27 protein-coding genes and 1 riboswitch are annotated in these 22,951 nt (G+C 30.6%); of the genes, 22 read left to right on the top strand and 5 right to left on the bottom strand.

What is annotated here, in order from left to right; translation table 11 throughout:
* Nucleotides 1-2 precede the first annotated feature (2 nt).
* The 19 genes from LJD34_RS07830 to LJD34_RS07740 all read left to right on the top strand — a co-directional run bounded on the left by LJD34_RS07830 (nt 3) and on the right by LJD34_RS07740 (nt 16,128).
* Nucleotides 3-1,583, top strand: coding sequence for a hypothetical protein (locus LJD34_RS07830; RefSeq protein WP_227359579.1), 1,581 nt, complete (start codon nt 3-5; stop codon nt 1,581-1,583).
* A gap of 30 nt (nt 1,584-1,613) precedes the next feature.
* Nucleotides 1,614-1,949, top strand: coding sequence for a GtrA family protein (locus LJD34_RS07825; RefSeq protein WP_227359586.1), 336 nt, complete (start codon nt 1,614-1,616; stop codon nt 1,947-1,949).
* A gap of 130 nt (nt 1,950-2,079) precedes the next feature.
* Nucleotides 2,080-3,603 carry an ATP-binding protein gene (locus tag LJD34_RS07820; RefSeq protein ID WP_227359578.1) on the top strand — a complete coding sequence of 508 codons (1,524 nt, stop codon included), beginning with the start codon at nt 2,080-2,082 and terminating at the stop codon, nt 3,601-3,603.
* 509 nt (nt 3,604-4,112) lie between these two features.
* Complete coding sequence (locus LJD34_RS07815; RefSeq protein WP_032090889.1) at nt 4,113-4,715, top strand: L-threonylcarbamoyladenylate synthase; 603 nt, start codon at nt 4,113-4,115, stop codon at nt 4,713-4,715.
* Nucleotides 4,712-5,152 carry a ribose 5-phosphate isomerase B gene (gene rpiB, locus LJD34_RS07810; RefSeq protein ID WP_032090888.1) on the top strand — a complete coding sequence of 147 codons (441 nt, stop codon included), beginning with the start codon at nt 4,712-4,714 and terminating at the stop codon, nt 5,150-5,152. Before LJD34_RS07815 ends, rpiB begins: the two co-directional genes overlap by 4 nt.
* 6 nt (nt 5,153-5,158) lie before the next feature.
* Nucleotides 5,159-6,397: a serine hydroxymethyltransferase gene (glyA, locus tag LJD34_RS07805; protein ID WP_032090887.1), complete on the top strand. Its 1,239-nt coding sequence runs from the start codon at nt 5,159-5,161 to the stop codon at nt 6,395-6,397.
* A 9-nt stretch (nt 6,398-6,406) separates the two neighbouring features.
* A complete protein-coding gene (gene upp, locus LJD34_RS07800; RefSeq protein ID WP_032090886.1) occupies nt 6,407-7,033 on the top strand; it encodes a uracil phosphoribosyltransferase in 627 nt (208 codons plus the stop codon).
* Nucleotides 7,017-7,229: a hypothetical protein gene (locus LJD34_RS07795; RefSeq protein WP_032090885.1), complete on the top strand. Its 213-nt coding sequence runs from the start codon at nt 7,017-7,019 to the stop codon at nt 7,227-7,229. Before upp ends, LJD34_RS07795 begins: the two co-directional genes overlap by 17 nt.
* The gene (locus LJD34_RS07790) at nt 7,226-7,591 is read left to right on the top strand and encodes an ATP synthase subunit I (RefSeq protein WP_147580455.1); all 366 of its coding nucleotides are present in this window, start codon (nt 7,226-7,228) and stop codon (nt 7,589-7,591) included. Before LJD34_RS07795 ends, LJD34_RS07790 begins: the two co-directional genes overlap by 4 nt.
* Nucleotides 7,588-8,256, top strand: coding sequence for a F0F1 ATP synthase subunit A (locus tag LJD34_RS07785; protein WP_022001941.1), 669 nt, complete (start codon nt 7,588-7,590; stop codon nt 8,254-8,256). The genes LJD34_RS07790 and LJD34_RS07785 overlap by 4 nt, the downstream gene beginning before the upstream one ends.
* Nucleotides 8,257-8,323: 67 nt before the next feature.
* A complete protein-coding gene (atpE, locus tag LJD34_RS07780) occupies nt 8,324-8,548 on the top strand; it encodes an ATP synthase F0 subunit C (RefSeq protein ID WP_022001942.1) in 225 nt (74 codons plus the stop codon).
* 31 nt (nt 8,549-8,579) lie between these two features.
* A complete protein-coding gene (gene atpF, locus LJD34_RS07775; protein ID WP_117828582.1) occupies nt 8,580-9,080 on the top strand; it encodes a F0F1 ATP synthase subunit B in 501 nt (166 codons plus the stop codon).
* Entirely contained in the window at nt 9,080-9,613 is a 534-nt protein-coding gene (locus LJD34_RS07770; RefSeq protein WP_117851323.1) for a F0F1 ATP synthase subunit delta, read from the top strand. Before atpF ends, LJD34_RS07770 begins: the two co-directional genes overlap by 1 nt.
* A 9-nt stretch (nt 9,614-9,622) precedes the next feature.
* Complete coding sequence (atpA, locus tag LJD34_RS07765) at nt 9,623-11,146, top strand: F0F1 ATP synthase subunit alpha (RefSeq protein WP_117782701.1); 1,524 nt, start codon at nt 9,623-9,625, stop codon at nt 11,144-11,146.
* A complete protein-coding gene (gene atpG, locus LJD34_RS07760; protein ID WP_032090881.1) occupies nt 11,146-12,000 on the top strand; it encodes an ATP synthase F1 subunit gamma in 855 nt (284 codons plus the stop codon). Before atpA ends, atpG begins: the two co-directional genes overlap by 1 nt.
* Before the next feature lie 10 nt (nt 12,001-12,010).
* Nucleotides 12,011-13,414: a F0F1 ATP synthase subunit beta gene (gene atpD, locus LJD34_RS07755; RefSeq protein ID WP_022001947.1), complete on the top strand. Its 1,404-nt coding sequence runs from the start codon at nt 12,011-12,013 to the stop codon at nt 13,412-13,414.
* On the top strand, nt 13,407-13,805 hold the full coding sequence (atpC, locus tag LJD34_RS07750) for an ATP synthase F1 subunit epsilon (protein WP_032090880.1): 399 nt from the start codon (nt 13,407-13,409) through the stop codon (nt 13,803-13,805). The genes atpD and atpC overlap by 8 nt, the downstream gene beginning before the upstream one ends.
* 59 nt (nt 13,806-13,864) lie before the next feature.
* Entirely contained in the window at nt 13,865-15,094 is a 1,230-nt protein-coding gene (locus tag LJD34_RS07745; RefSeq protein ID WP_227359577.1) for an N-acetylmuramoyl-L-alanine amidase, read from the top strand.
* 23 nt (nt 15,095-15,117) lie between these two features.
* Complete coding sequence (locus tag LJD34_RS07740) at nt 15,118-16,128, top strand: aldo/keto reductase (RefSeq protein ID WP_227359576.1); 1,011 nt, start codon at nt 15,118-15,120, stop codon at nt 16,126-16,128.
* Between the two features lie 37 nt (nt 16,129-16,165).
* On the opposite strand, the gene LJD34_RS07735 is transcribed toward LJD34_RS07740, so the two are convergent.
* Nucleotides 16,166-17,506 (bottom strand): NlpC/P60 family protein, encoded by a 1,341-nt coding sequence (locus LJD34_RS07735; RefSeq protein WP_227359575.1) that lies wholly within the window; start codon nt 17,504-17,506, stop codon nt 16,166-16,168.
* 106 nt (nt 17,507-17,612) lie between these two features.
* Nucleotides 17,613-18,770, bottom strand: coding sequence for an NlpC/P60 family protein (locus LJD34_RS07730; RefSeq protein WP_032090878.1), 1,158 nt, complete (start codon nt 18,768-18,770; stop codon nt 17,613-17,615).
* Nucleotides 18,771-18,885: 115 nt separating this feature from the next.
* Here LJD34_RS07730 and LJD34_RS07725 point away from each other — a divergent pair, with 115 nt between their 5' ends.
* The gene (locus tag LJD34_RS07725) at nt 18,886-19,893 is read left to right on the top strand and encodes a glycoside hydrolase family 25 protein (RefSeq protein WP_022001953.1); all 1,008 of its coding nucleotides are present in this window, start codon (nt 18,886-18,888) and stop codon (nt 19,891-19,893) included.
* Between the two features lie 8 nt (nt 19,894-19,901).
* On the opposite strand, the gene LJD34_RS07720 is transcribed toward LJD34_RS07725, so the two are convergent.
* On the bottom strand, nt 19,902-20,396 hold the full coding sequence (locus LJD34_RS07720) for a GNAT family N-acetyltransferase (protein ID WP_022001954.1): 495 nt from the start codon (nt 20,394-20,396) through the stop codon (nt 19,902-19,904).
* A gap of 121 nt (nt 20,397-20,517) precedes the next feature.
* Here LJD34_RS07720 and acpP point away from each other — a divergent pair, with 121 nt between their 5' ends.
* Nucleotides 20,518-20,745 (top strand): acyl carrier protein, encoded by a 228-nt coding sequence (acpP, locus tag LJD34_RS07715; RefSeq protein ID WP_022001955.1) that lies wholly within the window; start codon nt 20,518-20,520, stop codon nt 20,743-20,745.
* Nucleotides 20,746-20,783: 38 nt separating this feature from the next.
* Here the strand turns inward: acpP and LJD34_RS07710 are convergent, their stop codons facing one another.
* The gene (locus LJD34_RS07710; protein WP_147580459.1) at nt 20,784-21,263 is read right to left on the bottom strand and encodes a QueT transporter family protein; all 480 of its coding nucleotides are present in this window, start codon (nt 21,261-21,263) and stop codon (nt 20,784-20,786) included.
* A 74-nt stretch (nt 21,264-21,337) separates the two neighbouring features.
* A riboswitch (PreQ1 riboswitch) is annotated at nt 21,338-21,384 on the bottom strand.
* A 70-nt stretch (nt 21,385-21,454) separates the two neighbouring features.
* Between LJD34_RS07710 and LJD34_RS07705 the strand changes: the two genes are divergently transcribed.
* Nucleotides 21,455-22,258: a YARHG domain-containing protein gene (locus LJD34_RS07705; protein WP_227359574.1), complete on the top strand. Its 804-nt coding sequence runs from the start codon at nt 21,455-21,457 to the stop codon at nt 22,256-22,258.
* Between the two features lie 331 nt (nt 22,259-22,589).
* On the opposite strand, the gene LJD34_RS07700 is transcribed toward LJD34_RS07705, so the two are convergent.
* Nucleotides 22,590-22,793: a hypothetical protein gene (locus tag LJD34_RS07700; protein ID WP_147580461.1), complete on the bottom strand. Its 204-nt coding sequence runs from the start codon at nt 22,791-22,793 to the stop codon at nt 22,590-22,592.
* Nucleotides 22,794-22,951: the final 158 nt, after the last annotated feature.

Raw genomic sequence — 22,951 nt, 5'->3', positions numbered from 1 at the left:
ATGTGTTTGATTCAAAATTAAAGAAATTAGGTAAAAATGTTGTATTAGGATTTTTTGCTGCTATCACATTATTACTTACATTGTTATGTTTATTTAATAATGCTTATTTAAGTTGGGATGAGCATACAACAATCGTAGCTGATAAACCATTTTATTTATTATTATGGTTTATTATAGTATTGTTTTTTGTTTATTTTGTTAGAAAACATTATAGAACACAGGATACTTATTATTTTAATAAAATATTTATTATATTAAGCTTGATATTATTGATTGTTGGTATTTTTATGATTTTCAAATTTGATTTTGTTCCTGTAGCTGATCAAGCATCTATTTTAGAAGCAGCAGCTGGATTAAAGAATGGCAATTATAGTTATTTTACACCAATGGGATATGTAGGAAAGTGTTCTAATCAAGCGGGAATTGTTGTTATTCTTTATTATTTATCATTTATCTTTGGAGAAAATAATTATCAAGCATTTCAAGTACTTAATATTATAGGGTTATTAGTTAGTTATTATTGTTTATGCAAAATATCACAAATTAGTTTTCATAATGATGAGTTAAAAAACTGGACACTTATTTTATTATTTATATTTTTTCCTTTAACATTTTATGTTGCTTTTGTATATGGGAATATCTTTGGACATACTTTTTCATTACTTGCGATATTAGCGGGATACCAATATTTTGAAACAAGTAAAATAAAATATATAGTTTTATCGATTGTTTCAATTATTTTTGCAATGATGTTTAAATCTAATTATATGATTGTTTTTGTTGCAATGGTTATCTTTATTTTATTTGATATTATTTTAAATAAAAAATATACATCTATTATTTTATTGATTTTATTTGTACCTGCCTATTTTGCATCTTCAATGATTCCTAATACAATTATCAAAAATATTACAGGTATTGAACTTGGTAAAGGTATACCGATGATAGCATATGTAGAAATGGGATTACAAGATAGTGATGTAGCGCCAGGATGGTATAACGGCTACAATTGGAGCGTATATGAAAATAATAACGGAGATTATGATGTAGCAAATTCACAAGCAAAAAGCGATTTAGGTAATACGTTATCTTATTACATAACACACCCTGGAGAATTTATTAACTTTTTATATCGAAAGACAGTTTCACAATGGTGTAATCCTGACTTTCAAGGAACTTGGGTAACGAGGCATAGTAGTTTTTATATTCAAAGTGAGTTATGGTATCAAATATATAATGTCTATGAAACGGTTATTTTATTAGGAACATTAGCTTATATTTACTTTACTGGAAGACATATGAAATTACATAGATTATTGTTACCAACTATTTTTATTGGTGGATTTTTATTTCATTTATTTTGGGAAGCTAAATCTCAATATACTATTACATATTTTGTTTTATTGATTCCTTATTGTGCAAAAGGTTTAATGGATATGACAAATGAAATGATTGATTCATTTCGTAATATCAGAATTGTTAGAAGTATACCTAAGAAAATTGGGATGATTATTAAAATGGATACTGTTAGATTTATAGTGTTTATTACAGCTCTTGCTTCCATTATAAAGATAATCGCTTAAAGAAATCATTATGTATCTTATCTTTGGAACATTAACAACAGCTGTAAATATTGTTGCTATTATTTATTTTCAAATATTATACATATGAACTATTTATTTTCGAATGCTGTAGCATGGTTTTTGTCTGTTTTATTTGCATATGTTACAAATAGAAAGTATGTTTTTGATAGTAAAAATAATCAAATTATTAAAGAAGCGATTTCTTTTTTTGGCTCTAGGTTGGCAACAGGAATCATGGATATGGTGTTAATGTGGTTCTTAGTGAATTTTAATATTGTTAATGATGTTGTTGCTAAAGTTGTTGTCAATGTGATTGTTGTTATCTTAAATTATATTTTAAGTAAGTTGGTTGTATTTAAAAAATAATGAAGGTTCTGAGTGATCAGTGCCTTTTTATTTTTGCTAAAATAAGCTATTTTTTTAGAAGTGAAAATAGTATAATTTATACAATATATGAACATATATTATATATAATAAAAAGAAAGGAATAATCTTTGTGGAAAAACTATTTGATTTGAGTGAATTTGATTCATATAAAGAAGATAATCGAAGAGAAGTAAAAAGTGCTAAAAATGGTTTACCAAACTCTATTTGGGAAACGTATTCTGCTTTTTCAAATGGATATGGTGGAGTTATTATTCTAGGGGTAATAGAAAATAAAGATGGAACATGGTCTACTTCAGGATTAGATGCTGACAGTTGTCAAAAATTAATTAAACAATTTTGGAATGATATTAATAATAGACAAAAAGTAAGTATTAATTTATTAAGAGATGATGATGTAGAAGCTTATAAAAAAGAAGATGATCAAATTATTGTGATTCATGTTCCAATGGCAAGAAGGGAAGAAAAACCTGTCTATATTAATAATAATTTATTTTATGGAACATATAGAAGAAATCATGATGGTGATTATCATTGTACACGTTTGCAAGTTAAAACAATGTTACGTGACCAAGCAGAAAAAACAATGGATATGGAAGTGTTAGATGATGTTCCATTAGGAGATTTAAACTATGAAACAATCCAAGGTTATCGAAATAGACATCAAGTATTAAATGCAGGACATCCCTTTGAAAGATTAAATAATGATGAATATTTAAGAAGCATTGGTGCAGCAGCTATTTCAAAAGAAGATCATCAATTACATCCTACAGCAGCAGGAATGCTGATGTTTGGAGATGAGTATAATATTGTACGTCATTTTCCAGATTATTTTTTAGATTATCGAGAAGTTTTAGATCCATCTATTCGTTGGACTGATCGTTTACAATCAAGTTCAGGTGAATGGTCTGGAAATATATGTGACTTTTATTTTAGAGTCTATAATAAAATCATTAAAGATGTTAAGGTTCCTTTTTCGATGAAAGGAGGGGACAGGATAGATGATACACCTGTCCATAAAGCACTTCGTGAAGCATTGGCTAATTGTTTGATTAATGCAGATTACTATGGGACAAGAGGGGTTGTTATTAAAAAAGATCAAAATCAAATTATTTTCGAAAATCCTGGATATATTAGAACTGGAAAGGAACAAATGCGAAAAGGTGGAGAATCTGATCCGCGTAATAAAACTCTTATGAAAATGTTTAATCTTGTAAACATAGGTGAACGTTCTGGAAGTGGTGTTCCTAATATCTTCAATACATGGGAAGATCAAGGATGGAAAGAACCTGTTATTGAAGAAAGATTTGATCCTGATCGAACTATCTTAACACTTGAATTTGTAGATAAAACAAACAAAGAAAAAACGGCGAAGAAAACAAGCGAAGAAAACAAGCGAAGAAAACAAGCGAAGAAAACAAGCGAAGGAAGTAAGATTAGAAATAAAACAATAGAAAACATGGTAAAAATTGAAAATTATCTTAAAGAAAATGGTGAATCCAAAACAAATGCTATTGCTGAATATCTAAATCTTAGTTCTGCTAGAACAAGAAAAATATTATCAGAAATGAAAACAATTGAAGCTATTGGTACAAACACAAATAGAAAATATAGGTTAAAAGATAATCAAAAATAGAATTGTCTTTAAAGATGAAATAAAATGTAATATATATGAAAAGAGCTATCAAATAGATTCATTGCTATGATGGTTTATTTCAAAATTTATTAAAAAGTAATCACAAACTTGTCAGCATAGGTGATTACTTTTTTTGTTCATTTTTGGTTTAAATAAAAAACAACTCTCATTAAACAGAGTTGCTTTTTAAATGCCTCCTTTCTAAACACAAGTAAAATCTCTATATTAAACTGAGAACGCGAAATGTGTTTTTAAGATATGATCTCAGATTTTTTATTTTCTGTGTGTCGGTAGTGAAATATCTTTTTTTAAATTTTATTTGTATAGAGATTTCACTGTTATTTTATATAAAATAGGTTGGTTTTTGCTTGTTTAGGGAAAATTAAAGAAATAGTGGGAAAATCGTTAAGAAATATGCTAAATATTCTATTGAAAGAGATAAATATCCAGGGATAAGGGTATCATTTTAAATAATAAAATAGTATAATATCACAAAATGAGGTGGAATCATGGAAACAGTTTTGGTAGAAAAAAAGAACATAAACGAGGTTGTTGAATTATTAAAACAAGATGAGGTTGTGGCTTTTCCTACCGAGACTGTTTTTGGCTTAGGTGTGAAGTTTGGAAATCTTTCGGCACTTGAAAAAATCTATGAAATTAAACATAGAAGTCATAGTAAAGCAGTATCTTTGATGATCTATGATTCTCAAGATATAGAAAAATATGCTTATGTAAATACAAATGCTCAAAAATTGATTGATGAATTTATGCCGGGAATGATAACTCTTGTTTTAAAAAAGAAATCAATTTTATCAGATGATTTTACAGCGGGATTAGAAACGATAGGTATAAGAATACCTGATGATCCATTTGTATTAGAATTATTGAAAAGAGTAGGGCCAATGTTAGTAACAAGCGCTAATATTTCAGGTCAAGAGACACTTTTAAATGATTTAGATGTGTATCATGAATTTAATGGGAAACTAAAGATGATTGTCAAAGGAAAATGTCAAAATTCTCTAGCAAGTACAGTGGTAAAAATTGATGATGATGTAACAATATTACGTCAAGGTTGTATTAGTGAAGAAAAAATCAGGGAGGTATTGAAGTGAAAATTGCAATGGCATGTGACCATGGTGGTCTCAGATTAAAAAATGTATTAAAAGAAGATTTAGAAAAAAATGGTTATGAAGTTGTAGATTTTGGTACATACACAGAAGAAAGCTGTGATTACCCAGATTATGCTTCTAAAGCAGCAAAAGCTGTTGCTGATGGAACGTGCGACAAGGGGGTTGTCGTATGTGGAACTGGAATTGGTGTCAGCATTACTGCCAATAAAGTAAACGGAATTCGTTGTTCATTATGTCATGATGTATTTAGTGCAAAAGCAACACGTCAACATAATGATTCAAACATGTTAGCAATGGGGCAACGTGTTATAGGGGAAGGCTTAGCTTTAGAAATCTTACATGCATGGCTTGAAAGCGAATATGAAGGCGGAAGACATGATGCAAGAATTCAAAAAATGATGGCTTTAGAAAAGGAGTAATAAATTATGAAAGATACACAATTATTTGAAAGTGTTGAAAGAGAGTTAAATAGACAAAGAAATAACATTGAATTGATTGCTTCAGAAAACTTTGTTTCTGAAGAAGTATTACAATTAGCTGGATCAGTTCTTACAAATAAATATGCTGAAGGATATCCAGCAAAAAGATATTATGGGGGATGTCAATTTGTTGATGAAGTTGAAGAACTTGCAAGACAAAGAATTTGTGAAATCTATGGGGCAGAACATGCTAATGTTCAACCACATAGTGGGGCACAAGCAAATACTGCAGTTTATTTAGCTTTATTACAACATGGAGATAAAGTGTTAGGAATGTCACTTGCTGATGGAGGACATTTAACACATGGACATCCATTGAACTTTTCAGGAATTAACTATGAATTTTATAGCTATGGTGTTTCAAAAGAAACAGAAACAATTGATTATGAAGCTTATAAAAAACAAGTAGAAGAAATTAAACCAAAACTCGTTGTTGCTGGAGCAAGTGCTTATAGTAGAATTATTGATTTTGAATTTATGGCTAAAGTTGCTCATGATAATGGCGCATTATTTATGGTAGATATGGCTCATATCGCTGGACTTGTAGCTGCTGGTGTTCATCCATCACCATTTCCATATGCTGACATTGTGACAACAACAACACATAAAACATTAAGAGGGCCTCGTGGTGGTGTCATCATGTGTAAAAAAGAATTTGCTGCAGATATTGATCGTGCAGTTTTCCCAGGTATGCAAGGTGGACCATTAATGCATATTATCGCTGCTAAAGCACAATGTTTTTATGAAGTACAACAACCAGAATTTAAAGACTATGCAAAACAAATTATCAAAAATGCTAAAGCAATGGAAAAAGTCTTTAAAGAAGAAGGGTTCAGATTGGTTGCTGGAGGAACAGATAACCACTTATTACTTGTTGATGTTAAAGCAAGTTGTGGTATTTCTGGTAAAAAAGCACAACGTTTACTTGATGAAATCAATATTACAGCTAATAAAAATGCAATTCCTTTTGATACAGAAAAACCATTCAAAGCTTCAGGAATTCGTATTGGAACACCAGCAATGACAACAAAAGGATTCAAAGAAGAAGATTTTGAAGAAGTTGCTAGAATTATTGCTTATCGTTTAAAAAATGAAGAAACAGACGAAATTAAAGAAGAATGTTTAAAACGAGTAGCAAAACTTACTGAAAAGGTCACAATGTATTCAAATATTAAATATATCTAGGAGGCAAATATGTCAGTAACAATATTAGATCATGCTTTAATTCAACATAAATTAACAATTATGCGTGATAAAAATACATCAACTTATATTTTTAAACAAAACTTAGATGAAATTGCTAAACTTATGGCATTTGAAGTAACACGCAATGTTTCATTAAAAGATAAAGCAATTGAAACACCTGTTTGTCCAATGGTGGGGAAAGAAATGGATCAACAAATTATTCTTGCACCTATTTTACGTGCAGGAATTGGTTTAGTTGATGGTTTTAGAGATATTATTCCAACAGCTAAAGTTGGACATATTGGAATGGAAAGAGATGAAGAAACTTTAATTCCACGTGAATATTATGCTAAATTTCCAAAAGGTCTAGAAGATGCTTTAGTCATTGTTTTAGATCCAATGCTAGCAACTGGTGGAAGTGCTAATATGGCAATTGAAAATATTAAACAAAGAGGAGCAAGAAAAATCAAACTTGTTTGTTTAGTAGGAGCACCAGAAGGAGTTAAAGCGATTCAAGAAGCACATCCTGATGTTGATATTACACTTGCAGCATTAGATGAAAAATTAAATGAGCATGGTTATATTGTTCCTGGACTTGGAGATGCTGGAGATCGTTTGTTTGGAACAAATGAATAATAAAGAGAAGCTTTTTAAAGATTTGCTTTATGCATTGACGTTATCAGGTAAAATATTTGGAACTTTAATAGCTGGCGTCATATTGGGTTTATATTTGGATAGTATATTACTAACCAAACCTCTTCTGACGCTAGTATTTCTTGTTTTAGCGTTTATAGAAGTGATGAGAACATTATTAAAAGGTGGAAAATCATGAATGAAAAGTTAGTTTTTAAGAAATCATTTTTTATTTTTTTGATAGGTTTTATCGTTTTTTCAATTATTGGTTTGATGATGAAATCTTTCAGTTATTCGCTAGGTTTTTTGCTTGGATATTTATTTAATCTTGCAATTTTTTATGTTATTATTATCACGTCTGATATGATATTGAACTTAAAAAGATCTACAAGTTTAATTATCTTATTAAATATAGTCAAACTTGCAATTTATGCGATTGGTTTTTTAATTGCTATTTTTATTCCAAAATGGTTTAATCTGATAGGTGTTCTTTTTGGATATATGGTCATTAAAATAACCATATATATTGTAAGTTATCAAATGAAGGGGGTGAAAGGGTGAGTAACTTCTTAGATTCTTTACAGGTAGAATTAATCTTTTCATTGATTATTATGGTGGTGATGGCTATTTTCTTTATTTATGCCGGAAAAAAATTTGCAACTGCTGATCCAACAGCAAGACCTAAAGGTGTTGTTTTAGTTGTTGAAACAGGTGTTAAAATGATTTACGACTATTTAAAAAGTATCATGCCAAAGAAATTTGAAAAGAACTATTATCCATACTTTGCAATGCTCTTTGCATATTTGGTCATTGCTAACTTAAGTGGATTATTAGGATTTGAAGCACCAACTTCAAATTATTCTATTACTCTTGCATTAACAACAATTACATTCTGTTTAATTCAGTTTAATGCAATCAAAAAACAAGGATTATTATCTTACATTTGGGGTGCTGTATGGCCACCAACAAACTTATTAAGTATTCTTTCGCCATTGATTTCGTTATCAATGCGTTTATTTGGGAATATTTTAAGTGGATCGATCCTTATGTATTTAGTTTATCAATTAACAGGTTACATTTCAGGGTTATTGATCAACTTTAACTTTTTAGGACCAGTGATTGCTCCTTGGCTACATTGTTATTTTGATGTCTTTGCGGGATGCATTCAAACATTGGTATTCGTTACATTATCATCTATCTTGATAATGATGGAAAATCCAGATTAAGTTCTTTACTAGCTTGCTAGTTAAGATATAAATGAAAAATGAACTATTTTTTAGGAGGAAAAAAATTATGGTAAAAGGTTTAATTGCTATTGCAGCAGGTCTTGCTGTATGTGCAGGTTTAGGAACAGGGATTGGTGAAGGGATTGCTGCTAGTAAAGCTGTAGAAGCTGTTGGTAGAAACCCAGAAGCTGAAGGTAAAATCCGTACTATGATGATCTTAGGGATTGCCTTATCAGAAACAGTTGCCATCTATGGTTTATTAGTTTCTTTAATCTTATTATTCGTATATTAATAATTGAAAATCTGACAAAGGAGGAATAAAGATGCCAGATATAGCAGGAAAATTATTCCCTAATCTTACAACACTGATTGTTCAATTATTATCTACAGGAGTTTTGTTACTTATTTTTAAGAAGTTTTTATGGAAAAATGTCATGGAATATTTTGCTAAAAGAGCAGATTACATAGAATCTACAATCAATGAGGCAAAAGAAATGAACGAAAAAGCTTCTACAAATTTAGAAACAGCTGAAAAAGAAGCACGTGAAGCTGCCAGCAAATATCGTGAAATTCTTGATCAAGCAAAAGATGATGGTCAAAAAGTGAAACAACAAATTATTGACCAAGCAAACGAAGAAGCAAGAGCTAAAATTGAACAAGCACAAAAAGAAATTGAAACAGAAAAGAAACAAGCTCAAGCAGATATGAAACAAGAAATTGTGGATGTTGCTATTGAGGTTGCAACTAAAGTGATGAACAAAGAAATGAATGAAGAAATCAACAAAGGATTAGTAGAAGAATTTGTTGATGATGTGGTTAACTAATGAGTGTTGTTGGCGATAGATATGCTGAATCTTTATTTGATTTAGCGAAAGAAGAAAATAAAGTCACTCAATATCTTGATGACATCAAATTAGTTGGTGAGGTTCTAGATAGTGATCCTCAAATTGTTCAATTCTTTAATCACGTTCTTATTGAAAATGATAAAAAGATTCAATTATTGGATCAATCATTTAAAGGGAATGTTGATCAATATGTTTTAAATTTCTTAAAACTATTAGTGCAATCAAGAAGAATTCGTTATATTGATGATATTGTTAAATCTTATATTAATTTATCAAATCAATATTTAGGTATAGAAGAAGGTATGATCTATACACCTTATGAATTAACTGATCAACAAATTCAAGATATAGAAAAAGCAATCAGTCAAAAAGAAAACAAAAAGGTTACTTTAAAAGTATCTATTGATCCATCATTATTAGGTGGTATTAAAGTTCAAATTGCTAACCGTATTTATGATGGAACAATTAAAAATAAAGTAGAAATGCTTAAAAAAGAACTATTAAGAAAGTAGGTGGAAATAGTGGGGCTTAGACCAAATGAAATTAGTGCTTTAATTAAAGAACAAATTAAGCATTATGACGATATCATTGAACAAAAAGATGTCGGAACAGTCGTGACTGTTGGTGATGGTGTAAGTGTTATTCATGGGTTAGATAATGCCATGTTAGGTGAATTATTACTTTTCCCAAATGATGTTTACGGAATGGTCATGAACTTAGATGAAGATAGTGTAGGAGCCGTACTACTTGGATCTGAAAGTACGATTAAAGAAGGAGACGAAGTTAAACGTACTGGAAGAATTATTGAAGTCCCTGTCGGGGATGAAATGTTAGGAAGAGTTGTTAATCCATTAGGACAAGCAATCGATGGGCAAGGTGAAATCAATACTGGTAAAACTAAACCAATCGAACGTGTTGCTAGTGGTGTAATGACAAGAAAATCAGTTGATCAACCATTACAAACTGGTATTACATCAATTGATGCTATCATTCCTATCGGTAGAGGTCAACGTGAGTTAATTATCGGTGACCGTCAAACAGGTAAAACTGCAATTGCTATTGATACAATTTTAAACCAAAAAGGACAAAACATTTATTGTGTTTATGTTGCTATTGGACAAAAGAATTCAACGGTTGCACAAGTTGTTGAAAAATTACGTCAAGGTGGAGCAATGGATTATACATGTGTTGTTTCTGCCGGAGCGAGTGAACTTGCACCAATTCAATATATTGCACCATATGCTGGATGTGCAATTGCTGAACATTGGTTAGATGAAGGAAAAGATGTTTTAATTGTTTATGATGATTTATCTAAACATGCGGTAGCTTATCGTACAATGTCGTTATTATTAAAAAGACCACCAGGACGTGAAGCTTATCCAGGGGATGTCTTCTATTTACATTCAAGATTACTTGAACGTGCTTGCCGTTTAAATGAAGAAAATGGTGGAGGATCAATTACTGCTTTACCAATCATTGAAACACAAGCTGGGGATATTTCAGCATATATTCCAACAAACGTTATTTCAATTACTGATGGACAAATCTTCTTACAACAAGAATTGTTCAACTCTGGATTTAGACCAGCTGTAGATACAGGATTATCTGTATCACGTGTAGGTTCTACTGCACAAATTAAAGCGATGAAACAAGTATCTGGTTCATTAAAACTTGAACTTGCTCAATATGCAGAAATGCAAGCTTTCGCGCAATTTGGTTCTGACTTAGATGCTGCTACTAAAGCAACATTAGATCATGGGGCAAAAGTACGTGAAGTATTAAAACAAGCACAATACTCACCACGTAGTGTGCCAACACAAGTCATTACTTTATTTGCATTAAAATATGGTTATACAAAACAAATAGCTGTAGAAAAAGTAAAAGAATTTATGGATGGTTTAGTAGAAAATATTCAAATGTCTCATCCTGAATTTATTACTGAAATAGAAACTCAAAAAGTGATTTCAAATGAATTAGAAGCGAAGATGAAAGAAGCAACAGGCGCTTATGTTGATCAATTCTTAAAAACACAAGGGGCTAACTAATGCCTGGATCAATGCAAGAAATTAAGCGTCGTATTAAATCCGTTGAATCTACTAAAAAGATTACAAAAGCAATGGAATTAGTTGCGACATCTAAACTTCGTAAAACAAGAAATCAACTTGATGAATTAAAACCTTATTATCAAGGTGTTAGACAAACATGTGCAGAAATTTTAGCTTCTAATAAAGGGTTAAAAGATTCTGCCTATCTCGCTGAAAATAAAGTAGATAAAGATGTTTATATTGTTATTTCTTCAAGTTTAGGATTATGTGGTGGATATAATGCCAATGTCTTTAAAGAAATTAGTCAACAAATTAAAGATGAAGATTATGTTTACTCAATTGGAAGTAAAGGAACAAATTATTTCCGTAGAACGCATCAAGGACCAATCAATACTGATTTTGCTTCATTAAATTCAACATTAGCTTTTGATGAAGTGACTAAATTAGTAAAAAGTGTCACAGATCTTTATATTAATAAAGAAGTGGGAAGTATAAAAATCATTTATACTGAATTTGTTAATAACTTAACATTTAAACCACGTACAGTAACACTTTTACCAATTGATACAAATGAGTTTGAAAATATTGAAATTACCAATAAATTCACTATTTTTGAACCAAGTCCTGAAGAAGTTTTAGATAGTTTAATACCAATGTATTTACAAGCTGTCGTTTATGGCTATCTTGTTGAAAGTGTGACAAGTGAAAATGCGTCACGTAGAACTTCAATGGAAAATGCTACAGATAACGCAGAAGAATTAACAGAACAATTATTATTAAAATACAATCAAGCTCGTCAAACAGCAATTACTAATGAAGTTAGTGAAATTGTTGCTGGAGCTAATGCGCAATAAGGAGGTCAATATGGCAAATATTGGGAAAATAATTAGTGCCCGTGGGCCAGTTATTGATATTGCATTTGCTAGCGAAGATAAATTACCTCGATTAAATACAGCAATTCGTATTCAAAATGGTGAAGAAGAATTAGTCGTAGAAGTTGCTCAACACATTGGAGATGATGCAGTAAGATGTATCGCCATGGGACCAACTGATGGGGTAGTAAGAGGAATGGATGCTGTTGATACAGGTCACCCAATTTCAGTTCCAGTAGGAAATGATACATTAGGACGTATGTTCAATGTTTTAGGTGAACCAATTGACGGTAAAGGTGAATTAGGAAATGATGTTCCACGTATGCCTATCCACAGATCTGCGCCAACTTATGCAGAACAAATGACAACTACAGAAATCTTTGAAACAGGAATTAAAGTTGTAGACTTAATTTGTCCTTTTATCAAAGGTGGTAAAATTGGGTTATTCGGTGGTGCCGGAGTAGGTAAAACAGTATTGATCCAAGAATTTATTAACAATATCGCAACACAACATGGTGGTTTATCAGTATTCGCCGGTGTTGGAGAACGTAGCCGTGAAGGTAACGATTTATACTATGAAATGAAAGAAAGTGGCGTTTTATCTAAAACATCACTTGTCTTTGGACAAATGAACGAACCACCAGGAGCACGTTTACGTGTTGCCTTAACTGGTTTAACAATGGCTGAACAATTCCGTGATGGACAAGGTCAAGACGTGTTATTATTCATTGATAACATCTTCCGTTTCACACAAGCAGGTTCAGAAGTTTCTGCCTTACTTGGGCGTGTACCATCACAAGCAGGATATCAACCAACTCTAGCAACTGAAATGGGTGCTTTACAAGAACGTATTACATCAACTAAAAAAGGATCAATTACATCAGTACAAGCGGTCTATGTACCAGCAGATGACTTAACTGACCCTGCACCAGCAACAACATTTGCTCACTTGGATGCTAAAATCGTCTTGGATCGTTCAATCGCTGCTTTAGGTATTTACCCTGCAGTAGATCCACTTAACTCTTCATCAAGAGCCTTAGATCCATTAGTTGTAGGTAAGGATCATTATGAAGTAGCTCATGGTGTTCAACAAATCTTACAACGTTATCAAGAATTACAAGATATCATCGCAATTCTTGGGATGGATGAATTAGGTGATGAAGATAAATTAATCGTTGCACGTGCAAGACGTGTACGTAACTTCTTATCACAACCATTTACAGTAGCTAGTCAATTTACTGGTTTAGATGGAAAATATGTCCGTGTAGAAGATACTGTTCAAGGATTTAAAGAAATTCTTGAAGGTAAATGGGATCAATTACCTGAACAAGCATTCCATAATGTTGGTACTATTCAAGAAGCTGTAGAAAAGGCTAAACAAATCGAAAATGACTAAATTTAAGCTAAAAATCATTACACCTCAAGGTATTTACCAAGAAGTGGAAATTGATCAGATAAATCTTGATACAACTGCTGGACAAATAGGTATTTTAGCTCATCATATTCCACTAGCAAGTGGTGTGAAAGTGTCTCAAATGAATTATATTATTGATGGAAAAAGAACATATTTTTCTGTCGCAGGTGGTTTCATTTATGTAAATGAAACAGAAACAACTTTAATTGCTAATGCAATTGAATCACAAGAAGAAATTGATTTAGAAAGAGCACAAGAGGCAAAAAGAAGAGCTGAAGAAAGACTTAAAATACAAAACAATGAAATCGATATGTTAAGAGCACAAGCAGCTTTGCAACGTGCAATTACACGTATTCATGTCAAAGGTTTATAGAGAAGAACTTCCATTCTTCTCTTTTTTTTGTATAATAGTTTTAAGGAGAAAAAGGGAATATGAAAAAGAAGTTTATAGGAGTTATTGGGATTGTTATCGCGGTGATGGTGGGAGGTATTTATTATCTTACACGAGCAGAAAAAATGGAATTATCTTTAAAAAATAAAAAAGAGATTATTGTAGAATATGGAAATACAGTTCATTATTCATTTGATGATCTCATTCAAACAAAAGACATAGATAAAGATAAGTTGAAAGAAATAAAAAAAGAAACAAAAATAACAGACAATCTAAAAAATGAAGATCAAAAAGATTATCCAGCAATTGGAAACTATACAATAAATATTAAATATCAAGATCAAAAACTAAAAAAGAAAGTGATTGTTAAAGATACTACAGCGCCTGTTTTTAATGAAATAAATGAAGTTTCATTTGAAGAAGGAACAGAAAATTATGATTTTAATCAAGAAATCAAAACAACAGATTTAAGCAATATTGATTTACAATATGATTTATCTTCATTAGATATAAATAAAGCAGGGGATTATCAAATAAAAGTATTTGCGAAAGATAGTTCAGGAAATCAAGCAGAAAAAGAAATAACTGTACATGTAAAAGAAAAACCTAAACAAGAATTATCAGCAGCTAAGATTTATCATGGCGGAGGAAAAGTGATTTGTATTGATGCAGGACATCAAGCACGAGGAAATAGTTCATTAGAACCTAATGGGCCAGGTTCATCGACAATGAAAGCAAAAGTGACAACAGGGGCAATAGGATGTGTAACAGGGAAAACAGAATCACAAATCAACTTAGAAGTGGCACTTAAATTACAAGAAGCTTTATCAAATCAAGGTTATACTGTGGTTATGTGTCGTACATCACAAAATGTCGATTTATCTAATGCTCAAAGAGCTCAAATGGCAAATGAGGCAAATGCAGATGCATTTATTCGTTTACATTGTGATTCAAGTGAATCATCTTCTTCTACAGGAACGTTGACACTTGCGCCTTCAACTTCTAATAGATATTGTGCAAGTATTGCAAGCCAATCACAATCACTTTCAAAAAGTATTGTGAATAATATTTGTAAGGCAACAGGTTCTAGAAATAGAGGAGTTTCAATTGTTGATAATATGACAGGTTTAAATTGGTCAAAAGTGCCTGTTACTATTGTAGAAATGGGATTTTTATCAAATCCAGGAGAAGATCGATTGCTTTCAAGTGAGGATTATCAAAATAAAATTGTTCAAGGAATTGTAAATGGAATTGGGGAATATTTAAGTTAAGATTAGAAAAAGAGGAAAAAGGAATGGAAAAAGTTACATTAGGAAGAACAGGAATTACAGTGAATCGTAATGGGTTTGGGGCATTACCAATTCAACGAGTAACTGGAGAAGATGCAATAACAATTTTAAGAAAGGCATATGATCAAGGAATTCGTTTTTTTGATAGTGCAAGATGGTATAGTGATAGTGAAGAAAAGCTAGGAAATGCATTAAGCGATGTTAGAAAAGACATTTATATTGCAACGAAGACAGGATCTACTACAGTAGAAGGTTTTTGGAAAGACTTAGAAACAAGTTTAAATAATTTAAAAACAGATTATATTGATATTTATCAATTTCATAATCCTTCATTTTGCCCTAAACCAGGAGATGGTACAGGTTTATATGAAGCAATGTTAGAAGCAAAAGCTCAAGGAAAAATACATTTTATAGGTTTAACGAATCATCGTTTACCAGTAGCTATAGAAGCTTGTGAAAGTGGGTTATATGATACAATTCAATTCCCATTTAGTTATTTAGCAGATCAAAAAGATATTGATTTAGTGAATAAATGTAAAGAAAACAATATTGGGTTTATTTGTATGAAAGCTTTATCAGGTGGACTTATTAACCGTTCGGATGCTGCTTATGCATATTTAGCACAGTTTGATAATGTTTTACCAATTTGGGGAATTCAAAAAGAGAGTGAATTGGATGAATTTATTTCATATCAAACAAAAGCACCAGAACTTACTCAAGAAATTCAAGATTTAATTGCTCATGATCGAAAAGAATTAGCAGGAGATTTCTGTAGAGGATGTGGTTATTGTATGCCTTGTCCTAAAGGAATTCAAATCAATCAATGTGCTAGAATGTCTTTAATGTTAAGAAGAGCACCAGCAGCAAGTTGGCTTAATGATCATTGGCAAGCAGAGATGAAAAAAATTGAAGAATGCTTAAATTGTGGTAAATGTAAACAACATTGTCCATATCATTTAAATACTCCTGAATTATTAAAGAAAAATTATGAAGACTACAAAACATTTTTAAAATAAAAAATAGGGTGTGCTACAAAATGTAGCGCATCCTATTTTAGTATAATCTACGACAATTATAAATATGACGATAGAAATAACTTCCTGGAGCAACTGATGTTACTTTAACACACTGATCAGGATATTGACCCACTGTCCCAGATCCTTTACCAGAGGCATGAACCATATTACCATTACCAATATAAATTCCAATATGAGCGACACCACTTCCATAATTGAAAGTAATGACATCACCAATTTGTAAATTACTATAAGAAACAGCTTTACCACTACCAGCATATCCAGCAGCAGTTGTTCTACCTATTTTTACGCCTGCTTGATTATGTGCCCAGTAAACAAGTCCAGAACAATCAAAATAATTTGGTCCACTTGCTCCCCAATAGTAGCGTTTACCTTGTTTAGATAAAGCATAGTTAGCAATACTTATTCCTAATGTTGTACTATCTTGAGATGGTTGAGAACCATTGTTAGTTGTATTATTATTCGAATTATTGTTTGAATTATTACCTGTATTGTTATTATTATTTGAATTTGAAGTTTGATTATTGTTGTTACTGTTAGATGGTTTTGGTGTAGGAATCTGACTGACATGACCTACATCGTCTTTTTTAGATTGTTCATAGAATTCTGTTAATGAGGCATCAATTGCTTCACTACGACTTGCAGCAACATTTGCATCAACTTCAGTTGCAGCAATTTGTTTTCTTTGTTCTTCTAATAATGTTTCATATTGTACTTGAATAGCAGCTTGTTCTTTCTTTTGTTCTTCTAAAACAACTTTTGCGTTTTCTAAAGTAATTTTTTGATTTTCAATTTCCTTTTTCTTTTCTAACATTTGAGCAATTAAATCTTGATCACTTAAAGTAAGTGTGTTGAAACTATCTATTCTAGATAACATATCAGTAAAATTATCAGCCCCAAATATATAATTGATAAAAGTATTTTCATTCATATAAGACTGCATGACATACATACGATCTTTTATTTCTTGATTATCTTTATCTATATCTGCTTGGGTATTTTGTATAGATGTTTCAACATATTGAATTTCAGCTTCTTTAGATGAAATGTCAGAATTTAAAGAATTAAGTTTCTTTTGTACACTATCTAATGTTTGAGTTGTACTTGCTGCAGCACTTTTTTGATTTTCTAAATCTTTTTTTAACTTCTTATTTTTAGCTTTGAGATAGCTGTTGAATTCTTCGCATGTTTTTTTATTACTATTTGTTAGTTTTCCACTTGCACATAGTGACATATATTTTGCTTCATCTTTTGAAAAATCAATAGCTTCTACAGGTTTTATACAATAGCATGTTGATACAAGCATTGTAGATGCAACAAATCCTACAAAATATTTTTTAATTTTCAAACAAAACACCCCCTCATATTATTTATACATCACTTTCTAAAAAAAGTAAATAAAAGTTGTTTTTATACAAAATAAAAACCTTTAAGCTTATAAACTTAAAGGTTTTAAGTCATGACTAATAAGGTCTAACTGCACAAGTAAATCTACTTACATTAGATGCAATCTTAACAACATCACCTGTTTGTGGTGCATGAATATATTGACCATTACCAATATAAATACCTACATGTCCACTTTTCCATAAGATATCTCCTGGTTGAGCTTGACTTAATGGAATAATTGCTCCAGATTGACCTTGAGATCCAGAATAGTGATCAAGTGAAACACCCGCTTGTGCATAACACCACATAACTAAACCAGAACAGTCAAATGAATTAGGTCCACTTGCTCCCCATACATAAGGACAACCTAATTTAGAATAAGCAGCAGCTACAACTGTAGAACCATACTTATTTGTAGTAGGAACATTTGTAGATGGTCTAATAGTTGTAGAACCACTACTGCTACCTGATGAAGATTGTTGAGTAACAACGACTGATGATAAGAATGAATCTAATGAACTTTGAGTATCAGAAATTTTAGATTGTTCACTTTCAGCAGATGCTAAATCTTTTTGTTGTTTAGCTAATAGATCTTCATATTGAGTTTGTAAAGTATATTGTTCGTTTTGTTGAGAAACAATATTTGCTTTTACTGTTTCAATAGTTGCTTTTTGAGATTCAACTTGCTTCTTTTCATCAGCAATTTTTTCTACTAATTCTTTATCGAATTGAGTGATTTCATTGACACTATCAATTCTTGAAAAGAAATCAGAGAAGTTTGAAGCACCAAAAATAAATTCAATATAACTATTACTATTATTGTATGATTGCATAGCATACATACGTTCTTTAACTTCGTTTTCTTTAGCTGTGATACTTGCTTCTAATGATTTAATTGAACTTTCCAAATAGTTGATTTCTTGTTGCTTTTGTTCAATTTGGTTATTTAAATCAGCAATTTTAGAAACAACGTCATCTAATGAACTTTGAGTATCTGAAATTTTAGATTTAGATTCATCAATAGAACTTTGTAACTGATTGTTTTTCTTTTTTAAGTATGAATTAAATTGTTTACAAGTATTATAATTACTATTAGATAAACTTTTACTAGAACAAAGTTTCATATATTTATCTTCTTGTCCTTCAAAGTTTACTGCATGAACTTGACTTGTAGAACAAAAAAAGGATACTAACAAAGTAAAACAAATCATGGAGATTAAACTCTTTTTCATAACTATAATTCCTCCCGTAGCTATTATCTTATTTTTTTAACCAAAAGTAAATATAAACAACGATAATAATAACATTTTTGACATTATGACATATTTTATAATGAGGTGAAAAATTTTGGTAAAACATGGAATTGATGTTTCTAAATTTCAAGGGTTGATTGATTGGCAAGAAGTTAAAAAACATATTGATTTTGCAATCATTAGATGTGGGTATGGAAGTAATCTGGAAAGTCAAGATGATCCGTATTTTAAAAGAAATGCGGATGAATGTACACGTTTAAAAATCCCTTTTGGGGTTTATTTATATTCTTATGCAACCAATGAAAGAGAAGCTCTATCAGAAGCTAAACATGTATTAAGACTCGTAAAGGATTATCAAATGGCCTATCCTGTTTATTATGATTTAGAAGATAATAATACAACAGGAAGACAAAGTAATCAAACAATAGCGAATATTGCACAAACATTTGCTCAAAGACTCGAACAAGAAGGTTACTATGTAGGAATGTATGCATCATTGTTTTGGTTTAGAACTAAACTTACAAGTCCAATCTTTAATGAGTATACAAAATGGATTGCAAGATATAATGATGAACTTAATTATGATGGAGAATATGGTATGTGGCAATATAGCGCTACAGGAAATGTTTTAGGAATTGATACAATGGTGGATCTAAATTATGCCTATAAAGATTTTCCACAAATCATCGAAGAAGGTGGTTATAATAATTTTTCTAATACGAATTTAACAAGGTATAAGATAGGCGATGAGGTAGAATTTCACCATGTATTTTTAACAAGTGAATCTACGCAACCATTAATGCCATATCGTCATTTTGGAATTATTACGAGAATTGTTCAAGGTGCTAGAAATCCCTATCTTATAGGACAAGATGCCGGCTGGGTCAATGATCAGGTCATAGAAAGAAAGATAAGATATTTAAGTGCACCTGATTATACAGGCAATAGTTTTACAGATGCATTGCGTTCTATTCAAGAAGATGCTTCTTTTGCTAATAGAACAAAATTAGCTAAATTAAATGGAATAGATAATTATACAGGTTCACAAAGGCAAAATGATGAATTATTAAGATTACTTAAAGAAGGAAAATTAAGGACATAAAAAAGAGCTTAGATTCTTTTTTCATAAGCTCTTCTTAAAGCACCACTTTTTAAAGTGATTTCTCCACAATATTTAAAACCATATTTAGTTAAAAAACTTTGCATAGAAAGATTATCATGATGTGTATCCATTCTAACACTATGATAATCTGGATACATAGCAACTACTTGATCTAAAATCGTAGAAGCTAATCCTTTTCCTTTATATTCATTATCAACAGCAATACGATGTACACATATATAAGGACAATTTAAAATCCATTTTCCTTCAATACGGTTATAAGCAGGTTCTCCATGAATCGTTACCATACACGTTCCTAAAATAACACCGTCTTCTTCTAAAACATAAGCTTCATTATTTTCTATATCTTTTTCAATTGTTTCTTCATTAGGATATCCATCTTGCCATTGATCAATATCATTATTTTTGAAATAAGTTTTTGCTTGATTAATAATGTCAATGACACGTGAAATATCTTCGATTTTCGTTGGTCTTAAAATCATTATTTTACCTCCCAAACATACTTTCCTAAATGATATAGACTTTTAGGTTGTTTGTCAAATTGTTTTGTTTACAAATCAAAAGCATTTGTTATAATAGCTGTATACAGAAGGAGGAAATAAAATGGTACTTGATCAAATCAAAGAAATTTTAAAAGATACAATGGATATTGATGAATCAAAAATTACTTTAGATGCTAAATTAAAAGAAGATCTAGAATTAGATTCATTAGATTCAGTTGAACTAATCATGTCTGCTGAAGAAGAATTTGGAATTGAAATTCCTGATGAAGACGTTATGAATTTTAAAACAGTAAACGATATAGTAAACTATATTGAAGAACATAAATAAAAGCTATAACAAGCATTTCGCTGTTATAGCTTTTTTTACTATTCTAAAATATATTTATCCATAAGTGTTTTATTTTTTTCTAAACATTTAAATAAGAATGCTCCAATAATTAAAACAATAAATTCACCAATGAAAACATAGAATGCATTAATCATAAATGGTAATTCTAAAGCTAGATAAAGTTCTAAACCAACGATTAAACCATTGACAACCCCACCAATTAAAGCTCCAGCAAAAACATTTTTAACATAATACATACCAAGACAAGCAATCAATGTTGCAGCTGTTCCAAAACAAATGTCATATAATCCCATTGGAGATGCAAGGTTTGCAAGCAAACATCCAATAGTAAGTCCTGGAATAAATTTCTTGTTGTAACATGCAAGTAAAACAATAATTTCAGTTAAGCGCATTTGCACTGCTCCATAAGCAATAGGTGAAATCAAAATTGTTAAAACGGCATAAGCAGCCCCAATCATGGCATTCATTACAATTAATTGTACCTTTTTATTATTCATTTGTAGTCCTCCTCTTCTAAAGTACAGTTAGAAGCCAGATAAAATAAAAAAGATGATAGAGCCATCTTCATTACTTATCCTTAGTTTTTTATACTGGGTTTGGCTCTCGAACCAGTCTTTGACATTATACTAAAACGGGTAGTGAAAATCAATATATTTTATTTTATAATAAAGGTAAGGAGATGATGATTATGTTATGTCCAAAATGTCATAGTTTACTAACAAAAGGAGCCAAATATTGTGATATTTGTGGAACAAGAATATCGCAAGAGGATATCCAAGTAGAAGAAGTAGGTTCAAGGGTTAAAAATAGAGAAAAACATAAAAAAGAAGTGCGTAAAAAAACTAAAATTATTATTTTAGGAATCATAGCACTTGTCGTGGTGATTGCTATGTTAGGATTTATTTTATTTTTTAAAGGAAATAAACCATCTTATTCACCAGATAATCTTATTAGTCAACATGTTGAAAAACCATTACATTTAGAAAAAAGTAAAGTTACATTAAATATTGGAGATGAATATACCATTCAAACTAATCTTAAATGTACTTATCAATCGAAAAATGAAAAAATATGTATCGTAGATACAAATGGTAAAATTACGGCTTTATCATCAGGTAAGACAAAAGTAATTTGTACTAGTGAATCAGGTAAAGAAAAAGCTCTTCAAGTTATTGTAAATGAAAAAATAGAAACAACAGTAGAAGAAAATACAGATGAGGATGAATATATATTTGCTCATAGTGATACAGAACTTCTTACAGAAGCTGATTTAGAAAATAAAGATGATTCTCAGTTACGGTTAGGACTTAATGAAATTTATGCCAGACATCATTGTACGTTTAAAACACCTGAGATTGCAGACTATTTTAAATCTAAAAGTTGGTATAGTGCAGATGAAACTTTGACATCAGAAATGATGAATAATCATATGTCAGAGTATTTTAATGAAATTGAATTAAAAAATATTTCCTTTATTCAAGCACATCGATGAAAATAATTTGCATACACTAAATCATAAATGAAAAAATATATGAAAATAGTTATCAAAATCTATAAATTTCATTTTCAATTCATAAAAGATATGTAAAATGAAAGTGTAATCAAAGAAGATTATAAAGTCATTCTTCTCTTAGATATTTTTTTGACAACTATATTCATTGAATGACGTAGGAAAAGTAAGCGACGCCCGTTTACTTTTCTTTTTTTTATCTATTAAGAATTTGGATGCGTCAAGAAAGATAGTATATAAAAATTCATATCAAAACACTATGATATGTTTGCGTGATCTGGTATGAATTTTTTTACCCTGTGTTATATAACAGTTACCTAACTCTTCTCATAGGACCTTTACATACAGGACATTCTATTTCAACTTCACCATGTTTACTGGAGATTCTGTCTTCTTCTGCCAATTCACCAATGATCCAGTTAGGAACATTGTCAATATGACCACAAGCAGTACACTTCGTTTCGATAAGTGTATCTTCTGCAATCATTGATGCATTTTTCACTGTAGAGTCTGTCATTAGGGGTACCTATGTATATTCACATTTCATAAGATTGCCACATGAACATAAAAGAATATTTTTTTGCAATGATTCTATCATATGTGTGCGGTATTTTAGATGGTCAAGTTTGTTTTTTAAATCTTTTTTTCTTTCAGATTTCTGATACGCTTTTTCTT

It is taken from the genome of Faecalibacillus sp. MSK20_93 (assembly GCF_020589945.1).
GTDB lineage: Bacteria > Bacillota_I > Bacilli_A > Erysipelotrichales > Coprobacillaceae > Faecalibacillus > Faecalibacillus intestinalis.
The sequence above is the reverse complement of the archived record's forward strand: the minus strand, read 5'-3'. Positions and strand labels throughout refer to the sequence as shown.

Coding starts and splice junctions, on each gene's coding strand:
- LJD34_RS07720 (WP_022001954.1), bottom strand. CDS start 20,396: ATGATTTTAAGACCAACGAAAATCGAAGATATTTCACGTGTCATTGAC.
- atpG (WP_032090881.1), top strand. CDS start 11,146: ATGCCTGGATCAATGCAAGAAATTAAGCGTCGTATTAAATCCGTTGAA.
- LJD34_RS07770 (WP_117851323.1), top strand. CDS start 9,080: ATGAGTGTTGTTGGCGATAGATATGCTGAATCTTTATTTGATTTAGCG.
- LJD34_RS07730 (WP_032090878.1), bottom strand. CDS start 18,770: ATGAAAAAGAGTTTAATCTCCATGATTTGTTTTACTTTGTTAGTATCC.
- atpF (WP_117828582.1), top strand. CDS start 8,580: ATGCCAGATATAGCAGGAAAATTATTCCCTAATCTTACAACACTGATT.
- atpD (WP_022001947.1), top strand. CDS start 12,011: ATGGCAAATATTGGGAAAATAATTAGTGCCCGTGGGCCAGTTATTGAT.
- upp (WP_032090886.1), top strand. CDS start 6,407: ATGTCAGTAACAATATTAGATCATGCTTTAATTCAACATAAATTAACA.
- LJD34_RS07710 (WP_147580459.1), bottom strand. CDS start 21,263: ATGAATAATAAAAAGGTACAATTAATTGTAATGAATGCCATGATTGGG.
- atpE (WP_022001942.1), top strand. CDS start 8,324: ATGGTAAAAGGTTTAATTGCTATTGCAGCAGGTCTTGCTGTATGTGCA.
- LJD34_RS07815 (WP_032090889.1), top strand. CDS start 4,113: ATGGAAACAGTTTTGGTAGAAAAAAAGAACATAAACGAGGTTGTTGAA.
- LJD34_RS07700 (WP_147580461.1), bottom strand. CDS start 22,793: ATGACAGACTCTACAGTGAAAAATGCATCAATGATTGCAGAAGATACA.
- LJD34_RS07705 (WP_227359574.1), top strand. CDS start 21,455: ATGTTATGTCCAAAATGTCATAGTTTACTAACAAAAGGAGCCAAATAT.
- atpC (WP_032090880.1), top strand. CDS start 13,407: ATGACTAAATTTAAGCTAAAAATCATTACACCTCAAGGTATTTACCAA.
- LJD34_RS07740 (WP_227359576.1), top strand. CDS start 15,118: ATGGAAAAAGTTACATTAGGAAGAACAGGAATTACAGTGAATCGTAAT.
- glyA (WP_032090887.1), top strand. CDS start 5,159: ATGAAAGATACACAATTATTTGAAAGTGTTGAAAGAGAGTTAAATAGA.
- acpP (WP_022001955.1), top strand. CDS start 20,518: ATGGTACTTGATCAAATCAAAGAAATTTTAAAAGATACAATGGATATT.
- LJD34_RS07745 (WP_227359577.1), top strand. CDS start 13,865: ATGAAAAAGAAGTTTATAGGAGTTATTGGGATTGTTATCGCGGTGATG.
- LJD34_RS07790 (WP_147580455.1), top strand. CDS start 7,226: ATGAATGAAAAGTTAGTTTTTAAGAAATCATTTTTTATTTTTTTGATA.